12 protein-coding genes are annotated in these 14,892 nt (G+C 38.7%); 10 read left to right on the top strand and 2 right to left on the bottom strand.

What is annotated here, in order from left to right:
- The first annotated feature begins 15 nt into the window (after positions 1–15).
- The 4 genes from ACLLO5_RS14885 to ACLLO5_RS14870 all read left to right on the top strand — a co-directional run bounded on the left by ACLLO5_RS14885 (position 16) and on the right by ACLLO5_RS14870 (position 3,853).
- The gene (locus tag ACLLO5_RS14885; RefSeq protein WP_413171291.1) at positions 16–192 is read left to right on the top strand and encodes a hypothetical protein; all 177 of its coding nucleotides are present in this window, start codon (positions 16–18) and stop codon (positions 190–192) included.
- Between the two features lie 120 nt (positions 193–312).
- Positions 313–1,365, top strand: coding sequence for a c-type cytochrome biogenesis protein CcsB (gene ccsB / locus ACLLO5_RS14880; RefSeq protein WP_413171290.1), 1,053 nt, complete (start codon positions 313–315; stop codon positions 1,363–1,365).
- Positions 1,366–1,623: 258 nt separating this feature from the next.
- Positions 1,624–2,583 (top strand): glycosyltransferase family A protein, encoded by a 960-nt coding sequence (locus tag ACLLO5_RS14875; RefSeq protein ID WP_413171289.1) that lies wholly within the window; start codon positions 1,624–1,626, stop codon positions 2,581–2,583.
- A 214-nt stretch (positions 2,584–2,797) separates the two neighbouring features.
- The gene (locus tag ACLLO5_RS14870) at positions 2,798–3,853 is read left to right on the top strand and encodes a LuxR C-terminal-related transcriptional regulator (RefSeq protein ID WP_413171288.1); all 1,056 of its coding nucleotides are present in this window, start codon (positions 2,798–2,800) and stop codon (positions 3,851–3,853) included.
- Positions 3,854–3,992: 139 nt separating this feature from the next.
- On the opposite strand, the gene ACLLO5_RS14865 is transcribed toward ACLLO5_RS14870, so the two are convergent.
- On the bottom strand, positions 3,993–4,187 hold the full coding sequence (locus ACLLO5_RS14865) for a hypothetical protein (protein ID WP_413171287.1): 195 nt from the start codon (positions 4,185–4,187) through the stop codon (positions 3,993–3,995).
- Positions 4,188–4,339: 152 nt separating this feature from the next.
- On the opposite strand from ACLLO5_RS14865, the gene ACLLO5_RS14860 reads away from it, so the two are divergent.
- Positions 4,340–5,659, top strand: coding sequence for an NB-ARC domain-containing protein (locus tag ACLLO5_RS14860; RefSeq protein ID WP_413171286.1), 1,320 nt, complete (start codon positions 4,340–4,342; stop codon positions 5,657–5,659).
- A gap of 289 nt (positions 5,660–5,948) precedes the next feature.
- Positions 5,949–6,923 (top strand): tRNA lysidine(34) synthetase TilS, encoded by a 975-nt coding sequence (gene tilS / locus ACLLO5_RS14855; RefSeq protein WP_413171285.1) that lies wholly within the window; start codon positions 5,949–5,951, stop codon positions 6,921–6,923.
- Positions 6,924–6,955: 32 nt separating this feature from the next.
- Here the strand turns inward: tilS and hmpF are convergent, their stop codons facing one another.
- Complete coding sequence (hmpF, locus tag ACLLO5_RS14850) at positions 6,956–8,716, bottom strand: pilus motility taxis protein HmpF (protein ID WP_413171284.1); 1,761 nt, start codon at positions 8,714–8,716, stop codon at positions 6,956–6,958.
- Positions 8,717–9,366: 650 nt separating this feature from the next.
- Here hmpF and ACLLO5_RS14845 point away from each other — a divergent pair.
- The 4 genes from ACLLO5_RS14845 to ACLLO5_RS14830 all read left to right on the top strand — a co-directional run bounded on the left by ACLLO5_RS14845 (position 9,367) and on the right by ACLLO5_RS14830 (position 14,773).
- Positions 9,367–10,572 carry a response regulator gene (locus ACLLO5_RS14845; protein WP_413171283.1) on the top strand — a complete coding sequence of 402 codons (1,206 nt, stop codon included), beginning with the start codon at positions 9,367–9,369 and terminating at the stop codon, positions 10,570–10,572.
- A 197-nt stretch (positions 10,573–10,769) separates the two neighbouring features.
- A complete protein-coding gene (locus ACLLO5_RS14840) occupies positions 10,770–11,135 on the top strand; it encodes a response regulator transcription factor (RefSeq protein ID WP_013193093.1) in 366 nt (121 codons plus the stop codon).
- 13 nt (positions 11,136–11,148) lie between these two features.
- On the top strand, positions 11,149–11,676 hold the full coding sequence (locus ACLLO5_RS14835) for a chemotaxis protein CheW (protein ID WP_413171282.1): 528 nt from the start codon (positions 11,149–11,151) through the stop codon (positions 11,674–11,676).
- A 16-nt stretch (positions 11,677–11,692) separates the two neighbouring features.
- A complete protein-coding gene (locus ACLLO5_RS14830) occupies positions 11,693–14,773 on the top strand; it encodes a methyl-accepting chemotaxis protein (protein WP_413171281.1) in 3,081 nt (1,026 codons plus the stop codon).
- Positions 14,774–14,892: the final 119 nt, after the last annotated feature.

The raw sequence follows: 14,892 nt of genomic DNA, 5'->3' as shown, positions 1-14,892 counted from the left end.
GGGGAGATGGGGGAGATGGGGAGCAGGGGAGCAGGGGGAGCAGGGGAGCAGGGGAGCAGGGGAGCAGGGGAGCAGGGGAGCAGGGGAGAAGATTTTTCCCAATTACCAATCACCAATCACCAATCACCAATTACCAATCACCAATCACCAATCACCAATCACCAATCACCAATCACCAATTACCAAAAGTAGATAGGATCAGGATAGTTGGAATGAAATCAGTCAAAGGTGATGAAGATTTGAGTTGGGTTTATTGTCTAACTCAGTCGGATCACTAACAACTGATAACTGATTCAATAGGGAGAAGAGTTTATGAATCTGGTTGTACTCCAGAACTGGTTAGATAATGCCTCCTTTGCTGTCTTATTCTGCACTATGCTGGTGTATTGGGTGGGGGCGGCTTTTCCGAGTTTATCGGTGACTGCGGCTTTGGGGACGGCTGGAATGGCGATCGCAAATTTGTGTATTGCGGCTTTATTAGGAGCAAGATGGATTGAAGCGGGTTATTTTCCTCTCAGCAATCTCTATGAGTCTCTATTTTTCCTGACTTGGGGAATTACTGCTGTCCATCTAATTGCAGAAAATAGCAGTCGTAGTCGCTTGGTGGGAGTTGTAACTGCTCCTGTAGCGATGGGAATTGCAGCTTTTGCTACTTTGACACTACCGTCAACAATGCAAGTTTCGGAACCTTTAGTTCCAGCTTTGAAGTCAAATTGGTTGATGATGCACGTCAGCGTCATGATGTTGAGTTATTCGGCTTTGATGGTGGGATCATTGTTAGCGATCGCATTTTTAATTGTCACTCGTGGGCAAAATATCCAATTACAAGGTAGTTCTGTAGGTACAGGTGGCTATCGCAGCAATGGTTACAAATTACTCAAAGCTGGAGAATTAGTTACTCAACCCTCAACACCCTCATCGGAAAATAATGGCTTTTCTCGCTTGGAAACCAGTAGCAACGGTCATGGTACTGCTGTTTTAGATTTAGTAACTGTCCCAGAAACGCAAAACGTCACATCTAGTGAAACGCTTTCACCTCAACGCCTCAACCTAGCTGAAACTTTAGATAATATCAGTTACCGTATTATCGGTTTGGGATTTCCCCTACTGACCATTGGTATTATTGCAGGTGGTGTTTGGGCTAATGAAGCATGGGGTTCTTATTGGAGTTGGGACCCAAAGGAAACTTGGGCTTTAATCACTTGGTTAGTTTTTGCAGCCTATTTGCATTCCCGAATAACTCGCGGTTGGCAAGGTAGAAAACCGGCAATTTTAGCTGCTGGTGGTTTTGTTGTAGTGTGGATTTGTTATTTGGGTGTGAATATTTTAGGTAAGGGTTTACATTCTTACGGTTGGTTTTTCTAAGTGCATCTTTTCCCCCTTTTCTGTTGAGAGGGGGGGAATAATTAGGTTTGGCGCAAAGACGCAAAGAAAAAATTAAGAGAATGGTATAAAATATACTATACTTAATTTGCAGGAGAGTTAGAAGTAAGATAAGTATCCATGCAAAATTAATTGCACATAGTTATTGAAGAAAAAATCTCTGTAAACCTTGTTTACAGCCACACTTCTTCTTATTTAGGTTAACTATAGTTTTCAATAATCTAATCATATATAACAACTATGTCCACAAATAAACCTACTCTATCCATAGTAACTGCAACTTTAGGCAAATTTACTGATGATTGGTTATGCCAATTATTGAATATTAAAGGTTCGGTTGAGTTTATATTAGTTTATCCTCCTGGAATTAAGTATAGAGATATTAATGAGCCGCGAATTAAGTTTATAACTAGCCCTTACAAGGGTGAAGTTATGCAAAGATTTACAGGATTACTTAATGCTCAGGCAGAATATGTCTTAGCTTTAGATGATGATGATTTTATCCATCCTGATGTGCTTCAGCTAGTTAATCAATATTTTCAAATATTTCCTGAAAGTTGGGTATTAAGATTAAAGTCTATCAATATAGATACTACCAATGAAGCAAAAATTCAAGAACCTTGGGGGGAAATACCTGATTTAAGTTTATTAGATTTAGAAACTAAAAATCCAGACGCTTCTTATAGTTTTAAAAATAATCCATCTCAAAAACTTCTGGAAATACCAATTACTCCTATAGATAAAAAGTTTGACATTCGCTATGCTATCTGGCCTTTTATGAAAAGAACAGATCATCAAGGTAGACATATGGAAAATTTTAATACTAAGGTTTGGAAAAATGAATTAGTCCAAAAAGCTATTCCTACTTTTTCTCAGACAACAAAATTATGGGAAATGAAAATGGCAGGTGCTTTAGCTTGGATACCTAGTTGGAATTTAGATAGGTCTTTATGTTTATTTATTCAAGCACAATTATATGAAAAGGATATAATGATTGGTCATTGGATGGCAACTCCAGAACAAGTCCGATTTTTAGAAAAGCCACTAGCAACTAAAGAACCAAGGATACTTTTAGCTGCGGATGCACTGCTAGTGAAAAAGTTTCCTCAATATGGCTATTTTTGGAATCTATTTTTTTATCAGGTATATACTTTACCGAGGACTTTTGGTAAAGCAATTAAAATGAGTCTATTTAAGTGAAAATTTAGCCTGTGTCACCCAATTTTATAAAATTCATATTTGACTAAGTCTGAATAGTTAGTAAGGTGTGTCAGAGTTGATAAAATGGTGAAGGTCAACAGATTTTTGATATCTGAGCCACCCTACAAGAAACGTTGAGTGATAAGTCCACATAGTGACAGATAATAATTGGTGTAAAAATACGGTAAAATAGTCACAAGCGTGAGTATAAAAAATGATGCAATCAAAACAAAGGATGAATCAACAAGAGTTTGAGCGCGTATTTGAGAAGTTGACAGATCGACGTAAAGAAGTGTTGCAAAAAATACTTGCCGGTGAAACAGATGGGGATATAGCTGAATCCATGAACATTGGAGAAGCATCTGTTAGAAAATACATTGAAAGAATATGTTACGAATTTGGGCTGAATAATGAACCTTCTGATACTCGTCGTTACAAACGCTCAGAATTAGTTGCGCTGTTTGCTAAATACAAACCAGAGTTATTAACTGACCGTCAATCTAAATTTACAAAAGAAGTAGCAGAACCAGCAGATGAAGATAACACAAAAATTACCGAATCTATCTTGAATTTGCTATCAGTTAATCAGCCCATATCTGAAGATTTCAAGCAATTGCTAAATCGTATTAATTTGAATGAGCAAGAAAGAAAACAAATTGCTAAATTCCTCAATCAAACAGGGTATAAAAATTATCTAAACAATGATTTTACAATTGCCGTATCTTATCTAGAATTTGCTGTCGAAGTTAACCCAAATAATGGATCTGCTCACTATAATTTGGGAGCAGCTTACGAAAAATTAGACAATTTAGATGGGGCTTGTTATCACTATCAGATTGCCATTAAATATCAAAATCGTGCTGCTGATGCTGCTGTTAATAACTTAGCTCGGTTGCAAATTCTCCAAGGAAATAGTGCAGATGCGGTGAAAATGATTGAACCAATTTTTTCAAGGGTAAAAGATGACACCGTTAAAATTACATTGCATAAAAATCTTGGCTGGGCATATTTTCAGCAAAATTATTATCAACAAGCAAAAGAACATTTACTTCTCTGTTTAGAGTTAGAAAATGATTATGCTCCAGCTTATTGCTTATTAGCACAAGTTCAAACAGCAATGGAAGATCAGCAAGGTGCGATAGTATCATGGAGAAATTTCCTGGAATCTTATTCTCAAGAGCAGCAACTTAAAAAATTTCGTTGGAAGTTACCAGAATTAGAAATTTGGAAACTTGATGCGATCAGAATTCTTAACTCTCAAATCACATAATTTACATAGCAGGGAACAGGGAATAGGGTTGAAAGTTTTTTGGTGTATGGATTTTTAGCGCATTTTTCCCCATTCCAGTGCATCTATTTGTGACCGACTATATCCATGTACTTTCTCCCAAGTAATCAAAAAGCGAAGTCTAGTTAGGTGGAACAATGGGACCATCATCCTCATCTCCTCCCTGATAACCTTGTGTAAACAAAATAGTTTGTATGTCCAGTGATTTTACTATCATTAACTGGAAAATATCATCTTGTCTGTTGAAATTCTCAACTGCTGTTGCTGAAATGACTCGATGATCAATATTGGGCATGAATGAGTATTGATTAGCCACAAAAACCTCTTTTTTGTCTCTACAACAAAAGTATCTCTGAGGTATATGTGATTGTCATCACTAAGTTATTTAAGTATTAACTTTATTAAGTTAATAAAGTTAATACAAATTAAGATACAATCCAGAATAAGTTATCAAAAGAAAACTGGACTATGGATGCGAAAGAGTTAATCAAACGATTCAAGGATTGGGTAAAGCGCGAAAAAGGAAGAGATTTAGATTTAGATCCTTGTGAAGCGGCAATTTTAGAATATTCTTTGGAAGGTAAAACTTACATCGAAATCAGTGACCATATTCAAGGTTACGAATTCGCTTATATCATGAATTACAAAGGTCCAGAATTATTCAGACGATTGAGGGAAGTAACTGGGAAAGATGTTCGTAAAAAGAATTGCAGATTAGTTTTAACACAACTCCTAGATCAAAAAAGTGAACAAATCGCGATACGAACAACTAATCATCTTTCGTGTATCAATCTGATTGATGCACGAGATATCAATGATTTTGATTTCTATGGACGCGAACAAGAACTGTCCGATTTGCAAGAATTGATAGTTACAGATAGCTGTCGTGTGGTAGGTGTTTTGGGGATGAGTGGGATTGGTAAATCTGCACTTGTAAGGGAGTTAGTTGAAAAGATTCAAGAGAGTTTTAATTATGTCATTTGGAAAAATCTTAAATATTACCATTGTTTAGAAGAAATTTTGACTGATATTGAACACTATTTCTCTTGCGACAATTCAGAAACTAATCTAAATACTAGAATTACAAACCTGATTAATAACTTAAAAAAGCATCGTTGTTTGCTGATATTTGATCAATGGGAAGAGGTGATGAAAACTGGTGAATTATCAGACAACCAGCAAAGAAGTAAATATGAGAGCTTTTTGCAAAGAATTGCAGAATCACCACATAAAAGCTGTTTATTGTTTACGAGTTTACAACAACCTGAAGTCATGAGGTCGCTTTTTAATACACGAATTCAGCATTTTTCATTACGCGGTCTAAACAATCAAGATGCAAAAACACTATTGGCAGATTTTGGACTTTCAAATCCAGGAATAGAAAGACTAATTGAAGCCTACCAAGGACATCCATTAGCTTTAATGGTAGCCTCTAACACCATTAAAAAATATCATAATGGTCAAATTTATCAATTCCTGGAAGGAACAATTTTTATGCCTGATGTGATGCTAAGTTTATTGGATAAACTATTTTCTTATTTGTCCAATTTGGAAATAAATATTATGCAAAAATTAGCCGCAGAAACAGAGCCAAAAATACTCTCCCAAATTTATCAATATTTTCCCTCTACCTTCACATCAGAAATTCTTGAAGCTATAGATAAGTTATGGCAAATTTGGCTAATTGAAAAAGCGGATATACAAGAAGATAGAACGTTTTGGGTTCTGAATCCTTTAATTAAAAAATATATTAAAAGACGGTATAAAATAACTGATTCTAAAGGTTGATCACATGAAACGTTTACGCAGAAAATTACGTAAATACCCTATCTTATCACAAGTATTATTTTTAATAATTACACCTCAGACTTCTCTTTTAATTAAGGGATTATGAAAACTCCGTAATGCCTGATTGAAATCCCAAAAAGATTTTCAGAAGGTATGTCTTTTAAGCCGGGGATTTAGCTTGCTTCCCGAAGGGTAAGCCGATTAGGGGAAAGAAGGTTTGGTGAGTTTTGCACAGATAGGGGAATTATAACTAATTACCCGGACATGATATGACGGTTGAAAATCTCAAATGATCTGGACTCCTTTACACGCCCAAATACATCGTACTATCCGCACTCGTAATTTATTTCATCGCCACCAAAAGCTATTAGTCGCGGTTTCTGGTGGACAGGATTCTTTATGCTTAATTAAATTATTATTGGATTTACAACCAAAATGGGAATGGGATGTAGCTATAGCTCATTGTGATCATTGCTGGCGTGAAGATTCCCAAGCTAATGCTCGTCATGTCGAAAATCTAGCTAAAAGTTGGGAAACACCTTTTTATTTAGAAACTGCTATAAATCCTGTTAAGAATGAAGCCTCAGCCAGAAATTGGCGTTATCAAGCTTTAACAAAAATTGCCGAAGTTCATAATTATCAATATATTATCACTGGACATACAGCAAGCGATCGCGCGGAAACTCTACTCTACAATTTGATGCGCGGTACTGGTACTGACGGTTTACAAGCTTTAACTTGGCAACGTCCACTAACTGAAAATATTATTCTAGTGCGTCCATTGTTAGAAGTTACCCGTTCCCAAACTCAGTTATTTTGTCAGGAATTTAATTTACCAATTTGGGAAGATTCCACGAATCAAAATTTACAATATGCGCGAAATCGCATTCGTCAAGAGTTAATCCCATATTTAAAAGCAAATTTTAACCCCCAGGTAGAATCAAATTTAGCTCAAACCGCGGAACTGCTACAAGCAGAGGTAGAGTATTTAGAACAAACAGCCCGTCAATTGCGGCTAGAAGCGTCAGCAAAGGGTGAGAATGATATTTTACAACTAAATCGTCGCCTTTTAAAAACAGTACCCCTTGCCTTGCAACGTCGGGTAATGCGTCAGGTATTACAAGAAATATTACCTGATGCTCCCAACTTTGAACACATTGAGAAATTAAGGGTTTTGATTACAGCCCCCAATCGTTCCCGAACCGATCCTTTTCCTGGCGGTGCGATCGCTCAAGTACAAGGTGACTGGATTTTCATAACTTAATAAAAAAGAAGGATTTAAATCCTTCCTTTTTGCTAAGAAACTAATACATCCGGTAGATTCATCAAACTTTGAATGGTTTGACGCATCTCAGTGATGGACTGACGTTGAGAATCACCAATCTCTTGAACATGAGTTAAAGAGTCTGAGATTATGTGCAGCTTCTCCCGCAACTTATCTAAGCAATCTTGAATAGGTTGTAATGCTTGTTGATATAAATTTACTCTACCCCAGCATTCAGCAGTTGCTGTTTGCAGGTTGAGTAGTTGTTCTTCCATTGATTGGAGTTCTTGACGCTTGGACTCTATCTCCTGAGTTTGATGATCAATTTCCCCCTGCTTAATCTCAATATCAGCACTTAGCTGTTGAATCTCATTTTCCAGTTTTTGCAATTCTTGGCAATTTTGTTGTCGTTGGGTATCAATTTGGAAAAGGATTGAATCTAAATTTATCGTGTTATCACCGGGAGAATGGGTAACAAAATGTCCTTGTCGTTGTAGCAATATCTTTTGATGCTGTTTAAAAGTTTGCTCTTGCCTGAGTAAATTATTGCGTTGAGGTCTTAAACTTTTATTGAGCATCCGATAGAGGTCTTTTTCTTCAGCTAGTTCTAATTCTAAATTTTTTAGTTCTTCTCCAGACACTTGCGGTATCTTTGCTTCTAAGTCTTTTATACCTTGTTCTTTGTAATTTAGCTCCTGTTCTTGGTCTTGAACGAAACTAGAATCAATTTCCAGTTTATCGTGCAAATCTTGAACTATTTTTTGTAGTTCTTCCAGGGGAAGGTTTTCCAAGACTTCTACATCAACTTGCTGACCAAAAACCAGACTATCAGCCATTGCTACCAACGCCTGGGTTTGTTGGTATAAATCTTGTTGAGTTCCCAACTGGTCTTTGAGCATCTCAGACAACTCTTGTTTGTTCTTAAGTGTTGCTGTAGTCAGTTGTAGCTCGGCTATTTTTTGGTGTAGAGAATTTTGGAACTGTTGAAATTCGGTTTGGCGATCGCGCCAAGAGTTGGATAGTAGTTCAACTTCACCTTGTTGTTGTTGAACTAAGGACTGTTGCTGTTCCAGTTGTTGCCAATGTGGGTTGAGAGTAGCTTGCTGTTGTTCTAGGAGTTCAAAAGCAAAATTGAGGTTTTCCCGCAATGCAACAGTGGAACCAACATCACTAGACAAGCGATTAAGTAAATCAGTAATTGCCTTAGTTTGCGCCTCATCCACAACCGTGCCTTGGGGGGAATATGCTTGAAGGTCATTTAACCGACGCTGTTCTCCCCGTAGATGCTCCCAAGCACCTTCCAGTTCCTGACGATTGCGTTCCACTTCAGCCCGCAGTTGTTCAATTTGCTCACGGGATGATTTCACTTCCTGCTTTTGTTTTTCTAAATCTTGTACCTCATGTTCCAGGTGTTGCAGTTGTTCCCACCGTGATTCCATGTCCATTTCTCGGCGATTTAGCTCTTGGACTTGAAACATTAGGGACTGCTTCCACTGGTCAATCTCATCTTCTTTGAGCTTAAATTTTTCCATTTGACGGGAAAAATTCTGCAAAATATTTACTAGCGGACGACCTGCTTCCTGAATTCGCTGCACTTGACGATTCGGACTCAGTTCCACCAGTACCAGTGCGCCATCATTTAATTTGCTGGCTTCTTCCGCCCCAATAGTTTCTTCCGACACAGTACTCCAATTCTGGTCGCTGCGTTGACAAGCTAGTAGTTTGAGTTCTGTTTTAGAACCACCACCGAGTAAACCGCCCTTCTGCTTTTGTACTTCTGCTAGATACAGCACACCGCTAGTCCTTTTGATGCACTTTACGTCCGTGTTTTGGGATATACCTTAGATTATTCTGTTAACTTATCTTATTTATCCTAAGTTTAGCAGCACAAGATAGACAAAACTATTTATGGAACTGATATCTCACATCTTGATATATCTTGATATGTGGTAGATGCGCGCTGGTCGCAACTTTTATATCCTGTATACATAATAGTGACTATGGCTACCGTGTGAACACTATTTTTGTCAAAAATCCATCACACAATAGTCATACTTGGTTACTACAAATGCTGGCATAGATAATCATCCTGCCATTCTACTGGAAATATGGAAAACCTGAAGTTAAGAAGGGTGTGGGGTATCCCCATCAATAAAATTGAGGGGGCTAGTACCGCAAGGCGGAAGTCAAAAGTCAAAAGTCAAAAGTCAAAAGTATTATGGAGTAAGCTTTTTAGCGATTGAGAATGGTATGTTTATTTACGCCAACCTGTACTAGTAACTGTTTAAACCACTCAGGATATCGAGCAGGGTGTTGATTTCATCAAATAATTTTTCTTTAACCCCTACCTCCTACCCCTTACACCCTTACACCCTACACCCTAATTTTGGTAACAATTAATCAAGTAATCTGTCTGGAAAGTCAAGGAGGGTTTTTTAGCTAAATGCAGGGAAATTTAAACGAGATTGATATTTGCAGTATTCTACAACTGATTTCTTTAGGACAAAGAACAGGGCAGTTGTGGGTGGAAGCGCACAGTTCTTATCAGAGTCATAAACTTAGTCCAGAAGACGGTATCAAGCATCGTCCTGGAGGGGAAAGTAAACCACAGTCTTGGTTTGTATTTTTTCTCAACGGGCAAATAGTTTATTGTCAAGCTGGTGAAAGTAGTTTATCCCGAATAGATGATTATTTGCGTCACTACCGAGTTGAGCAACGGCTTAATAAAACGCAGCTTGCCACCTTAGAATCAATGAATTCTCCGGAGTATGGTTACATTTGGTCACTCTTGGAACAGAATATAATCACTCCAAAAGTAGCCCGGAATATTATTCATGGCTTAGTGCATGAGACACTATTTGATTTACTGAGCTTACACCAAGGCAGTTTCATTTTTGATTTAGGTGCCGCACTTGTCCCACAATTAACTAACTTGGAAATTACGGTGTTGGTGACAAAAATTACCAAGCAAGTGCAAGAATGGAAGCAGTTATATCCACATATACAATCACCAGAACAGTTACTAGTTCTGGCAGACACGACTAGACTAAATGATGCACTACTAGCATCAACAGTGAATAAATTACAACATTGGGCTGATGGTAAAACAACGTTGCGCCAATTGGCTCGTTATCTGAATCGTGATATTTTAACCGTTGCCAAAGCAATATATCCTTACGTACAACAGGGATGGTTACAACTAGTATATTCTGTGGCTTCAGGTGCTAATAATCAACCACCAAACTGGCAGCAGATAGATCAGCATAAAGGACGGGTAGTATGCATTGAAGATGCGATCGCCATTTGTGAAATAGTAGAGTCAATCTTAAAACCACAAGGGTATGAAGCAATTTCCATCACCAAACCGTTAGAAGCCCTCAGCCTCGTTTTTCAACTCAAGCCAGATTTAATTTTATGTGACATTGCCATGCCAGAATTAGACGGATATGAAATATGCTCCATGCTGCGACATTCTACAGCATTTCGTCTTGTACCAATTATCATGCTGACAGGGAAAGAAGGATTTATCGATCGCGTCAGAGCCAGGATGGTTGGGGCTACAGATTATTTAACCAAGCCATTTGCAGACACTGAATTACTCATGCTTGTGGAAAAATATATCAACATAGATTCGGCTGTGGGAATATAAACAGAATACAAGACTTGTGGAATTGCTCAAAGATAGGGTAAAAAATGTTATCACAGAATCAGCCAACACTAGCAAAACTGCCATACCCAGTAAATTATTGAAACCATAGAAGTAATTTATACAATAAATCGCTTGTATAGACAATTGGGGAAAATTCCAAAGCAAGAAAGTATAAAGCAGGAGGTAGATAGGGATTTATGAGTACAGTTCTGATTGTTGAAGACAGTATCGCCCAAAGGGAGATGATTACAGACCTCCTGAAAGCTAGTGGCCTAACTGTTACCCATGCGGGGGATGGAGTAGAAGCTTTAGAAGCAATTCAAAGCACACCTCCCGATTTAGTAGTTTTAGATATTGTCATGCCCCGGATGAACGGCTACGAACTTTGTCGGCGTTTAAAGTCCGATCCCAAGACCCAAAATGTCCCTGTCGTCATGTGTTCATCCAAAGGTGAAGAATTTGATCGCTATTGGGGTATGAAACAGGGAGCCGACGCTTACATAGCCAAACCGTTTCAACCAACTGAATTGGTAGGAACAGTCAAACAACTGCTGCGAGGATAAGGATGAAAACAACATGGTTAGCAAACCCGACTTTTTAAGTGGTAGTGGTCAAGACCAATTTCGCCCAGAATTACAACTAGAAAGTCCTGAAGGCGAGTTACATTTAAGATTTTACATTCCCTCACATCAGGAATTTGCATTGCAAGCAACTGGCATCCGGGAAGTAATAGAACTTAGTCCTGATCGTATTACCCCAATTCCTAACGCTTCTCCACTGCTTTTAGGCACTCTTAATTTGCGAGGGCGATTAATTTGGGTGGCAGATTTGGGACAATTTTTAGGGGATGCAACTCCCTTAAATACAGATAAATCTGAGATACCAGTAATTGCTATTGAAGATCAAGACATAATAGTAGGCTTAGGGGTCGATCAAATCTGTGGTATGGGCTGGCTAGATGCAAAACATCTGATGCCACCAAATAACATCCCAGATACTATGGCTCCCTTTTTACGTGGAGAATGGTTAGATACTAACAATAATAAGTATCTGCGACTAATAGATCAAACAGCAATTTTGCGAAGTGCTAGGTGGGCAGGATGAAGTCGGGAGGGTGGAAATGGCAACAAATATAGATGATCAAAATTCTCAATATCAGCAGGCAGTCACAGCGTATACACAAGGAGATTATGAGGTTGCGGCTACTTTAGTAGACCAAGCTGTCAATAATCTACCAGATGATCCCAATTCCCATCTGTTGCGGGGTCACATATACTATGTTTTGCAGGATTTTGAAACAGCAAAAGCCGAATATGAACAGGTGTTTCATTTAACAGATGATGAAGAAATTATTGGCTCTGCCACTAGTTATCTTGAAAATATCAATCTATATCTACAATCATTGCGTGAAGACGCAGCAGAACTAGAATTTGAACAACTAATCAATTATGAAGAAACATCAAACGGACTGGTAACTAATGAAGGAGAATCACTAGATTTAGGAATTGGTAGAGACTTGGATAACTCCAGTTTTGATCTCAAATCTTTTGGTGATTATGAACTATCTGGAGAAGCTCTCGAAGATATATCCGCAAGTAATCCGTTTGATAGTTCAATAGACAGTCTGAACTTTGATCAAATATCCAGTAACACAGTAGATTTTGGTAATGATCCTTTTGCTTTAGATCAAGAATTTACCGAATTAGAAGCAAGTAGCAGTGGTAGCGAAGCATTAGGAGCTTTCGATTTACCATTGACCTTAGATCAACCATTTACTGAAGTAGAAGCAAGCAGCAGTGGCAGCGAAGCATTAGGAGCTTTCGACTTACCATTGACCTTAGATCAACCATTTACTGAAGTAGAAGCAAGCAGTAGTGGCAGCGAAGGAGAATTGGACTTACCACCTGTCTGGCAAAAAAATAATCATTTCTCTGACCTGGATGGAAATTCTGATCAAAAGGATTCAGGCATGAATGATGAGGAGATGAACTCACATTTTGGAGAGATTAATTTATCAAATGACTATAACGGTTCATCGCTGCCTGAATCATTCATGCAACCAGATTCACCAGAATTTGAGAATATAAATATGGGGAATTTGGGCTTTTCCAGCAATAGTCAGAAAAATCTTCATGTCGTCATTGATGAACAAGATGAACAAGAACTCCATGATGATTTCACTACAGATGATTTTATAGACATCAGTGACGAGACTTCTTTGAGTGGTGCAGATAATTGGTTACAACAAATTCCAGAGGAACTAAACAATAACTCACAGTCTAACTTTAATAATCAAGTGTCTTCATCTTTGAATAACAATTCTGCTAGATATGATCGGCAAGTTAATTCAGATACCAAACTAAATCAACACAACTTTGATGATGATAGTTTTGATTTAGAAGCATTTGAGTCTGCCTTTGGATCAGAAAGCTTTGCTAGTGATGAAGATAATAACCGATTGCAGGGAGAAACTCCACAAAATATCCAATTTTTGGATGATTTTGACGAATTTGATGATTTAGGCAGTATTCCTAGCTTTGATCTCAGTGGAGATTCTAACTACAATGATATGGAGTTATTGTCAGACACCAGGGATAATCGAATTAGTAATACCAGTAGCAATAGTAGTTTTACTGATGATTTTGCCATCAATAACGTTGTTGACCGTGATGAAGAATTATTCACAATTACTGGAGCCCAAGAAGCAGTTCCTGTATTTACTGAAACAGATGCGTCTAAACTAGAGCCAACTGTCAATATAGATCAAGGCCTGTTTGGATTTTTTGAGAATGCGTCTCTAGAGAAAAAGCAATGGTACATAGCTGGAACAGTGGGACTAACTTCCGCCGTGGTAGCAGCTTTAATTAGCTTTGGCGCTACACAATTTTCAGAACCTTCACAACGGGAATCGGTGCGGAATACAGGTTGGGCAATGGCTTTGGCCGCAGGAGTGGCTGGTGGTGTGACGGCTGGCTTTATGGGTAATCTCGCACTCAAGCAAATTCGGCGCACTACTAAGGATTTACAAGCTCAGTTTGATGCTGTGCGAGAGGGAAATCTCAATGTTCAAGCCACAGTTTACTCAGAAGATGAATTAGGCTACTTATCCACCAGTTTCAACGATATGGCGCGGGTAATTTTCACAACTACCAATGAAGCGCAACGGAAAGCGGTGGAACAGGAGGAAGCAAAAGAAAACTTGCAACGCCAAGTTATTCGCCTCTTAGACGACGTAGAAGGCGCGGCTAGAGGAGATTTAACAGTGCAAGCAGAGGTGACAGCAGACGTACTAGGTGCTGTTGCGGATGCCTTTAACCTGACAATTCAAAACTTGCGGGATATTGTGCAGCAGGTAAAAGTAGCGGCAAGAGAAGTAACCAAAGGATCGACTAATTCAGAAACCTTTGCTAGAGCATTATCTGGGGATGCTTTGCGTCAAGCAGAAGAGTTAGCTGTAACATTGAATTCCGTACAGGTAATGACCGAATCTATTCAACGGGTAGCAGTAGCGGCAAAAGAAGCAGAAACTGTAGCTCGTGATGCTAGTGCGATCGCTCTCAAAGGTGGTGAAGCAGTAGAAAATACCGTGGCAGGGATTTTGGAAATTCGGGAAACAGTGGCAGAAACCACCCGCAAAGTGAAGCGATTAGCAGAATCTTCCCAAGAAATTAACTCTATCGTCGCCTTGGTATCCCAAATTGCTTCTAGAACCAACTTATTGGCGCTCAATGCTAGTATTGAGGCAGCAAGAGCCGGAGAAGCGGGCAGAGGATTTGCAATTGTAGCCGATGAAGTCCGCCAATTAGCTGACAAATCTGCCAAATCTTTAAAAGAAATTGAACAAATCGTCATGCAAATCCAGAGTGAAACTAGCTCTGTAATGACAGCGATGGAAGAAGGTACACAACAGGTAATTAAAGGAACAAAACTAGCAGAAGAAGCCAAGCGATCGCTAGAAAACATTATTCAAGTAGCTGATCACATTGATAGTCTAGTACGCTCAATTACCAGCGATACTGTAGAACAAACAGAAACTTCTCTCGCTGTCGCTCAGGTGATGCAATCAGTGGAACTCACAGCCCAAGAAACATCCCAAGAAGCACAGCGAGTCTCAGCCGCTTTACAACACTTAGTGGGAGTATCCCGCGATTTGATTGCTTCCGTGGAACGCTTCCGGGTGGAAACCATTGAATCTAGATAAAGGAATAAGGATGAAGTATAAAATAGATTTGTGCTTCACCTTGCTCCTAACCTGACATCAGCCTTTAGGCCACTTAAGAATCCCTGTACCTTGAGGTTGGGGAGTGTCAATCATCCTTT

Origin of the sequence: Anabaena azotica SJ-1, from assembly GCF_047275885.1 — a bacterium.
Lineage (GTDB): Bacteria > Cyanobacteriota > Cyanobacteriia > Cyanobacteriales > Nostocaceae > Trichormus_B > Trichormus_B azotica_A.
Note: the sequence above shows the minus strand (reverse complement) of the source record. Positions and strands in the feature narration are given on the sequence as shown.

Bases quoted from the DNA above. Each gene is read 5' to 3' on its own strand.
- ACLLO5_RS14885 (WP_413171291.1), top strand. From the start codon at position 16: ATGGGGAGCAGGGGAGCAGGGGGAGCAGGGGAGCAGGGGAGCAGGGGA.
- ccsB (WP_413171290.1), top strand. From the start codon at position 313: ATGAATCTGGTTGTACTCCAGAACTGGTTAGATAATGCCTCCTTTGCT.
- ACLLO5_RS14875 (WP_413171289.1), top strand. From the start codon at position 1,624: ATGTCCACAAATAAACCTACTCTATCCATAGTAACTGCAACTTTAGGC.
- ACLLO5_RS14870 (WP_413171288.1), top strand. From the start codon at position 2,798: ATGATGCAATCAAAACAAAGGATGAATCAACAAGAGTTTGAGCGCGTA.
- ACLLO5_RS14860 (WP_413171286.1), top strand. From the start codon at position 4,340: ATGGATGCGAAAGAGTTAATCAAACGATTCAAGGATTGGGTAAAGCGC.
- tilS (WP_413171285.1), top strand. From the start codon at position 5,949: ATGATCTGGACTCCTTTACACGCCCAAATACATCGTACTATCCGCACT.
- ACLLO5_RS14845 (WP_413171283.1), top strand. From the start codon at position 9,367: ATGCAGGGAAATTTAAACGAGATTGATATTTGCAGTATTCTACAACTG.
- ACLLO5_RS14840 (WP_013193093.1), top strand. From the start codon at position 10,770: ATGAGTACAGTTCTGATTGTTGAAGACAGTATCGCCCAAAGGGAGATG.
- ACLLO5_RS14835 (WP_413171282.1), top strand. From the start codon at position 11,149: ATGGTTAGCAAACCCGACTTTTTAAGTGGTAGTGGTCAAGACCAATTT.
- ACLLO5_RS14830 (WP_413171281.1), top strand. From the start codon at position 11,693: ATGGCAACAAATATAGATGATCAAAATTCTCAATATCAGCAGGCAGTC.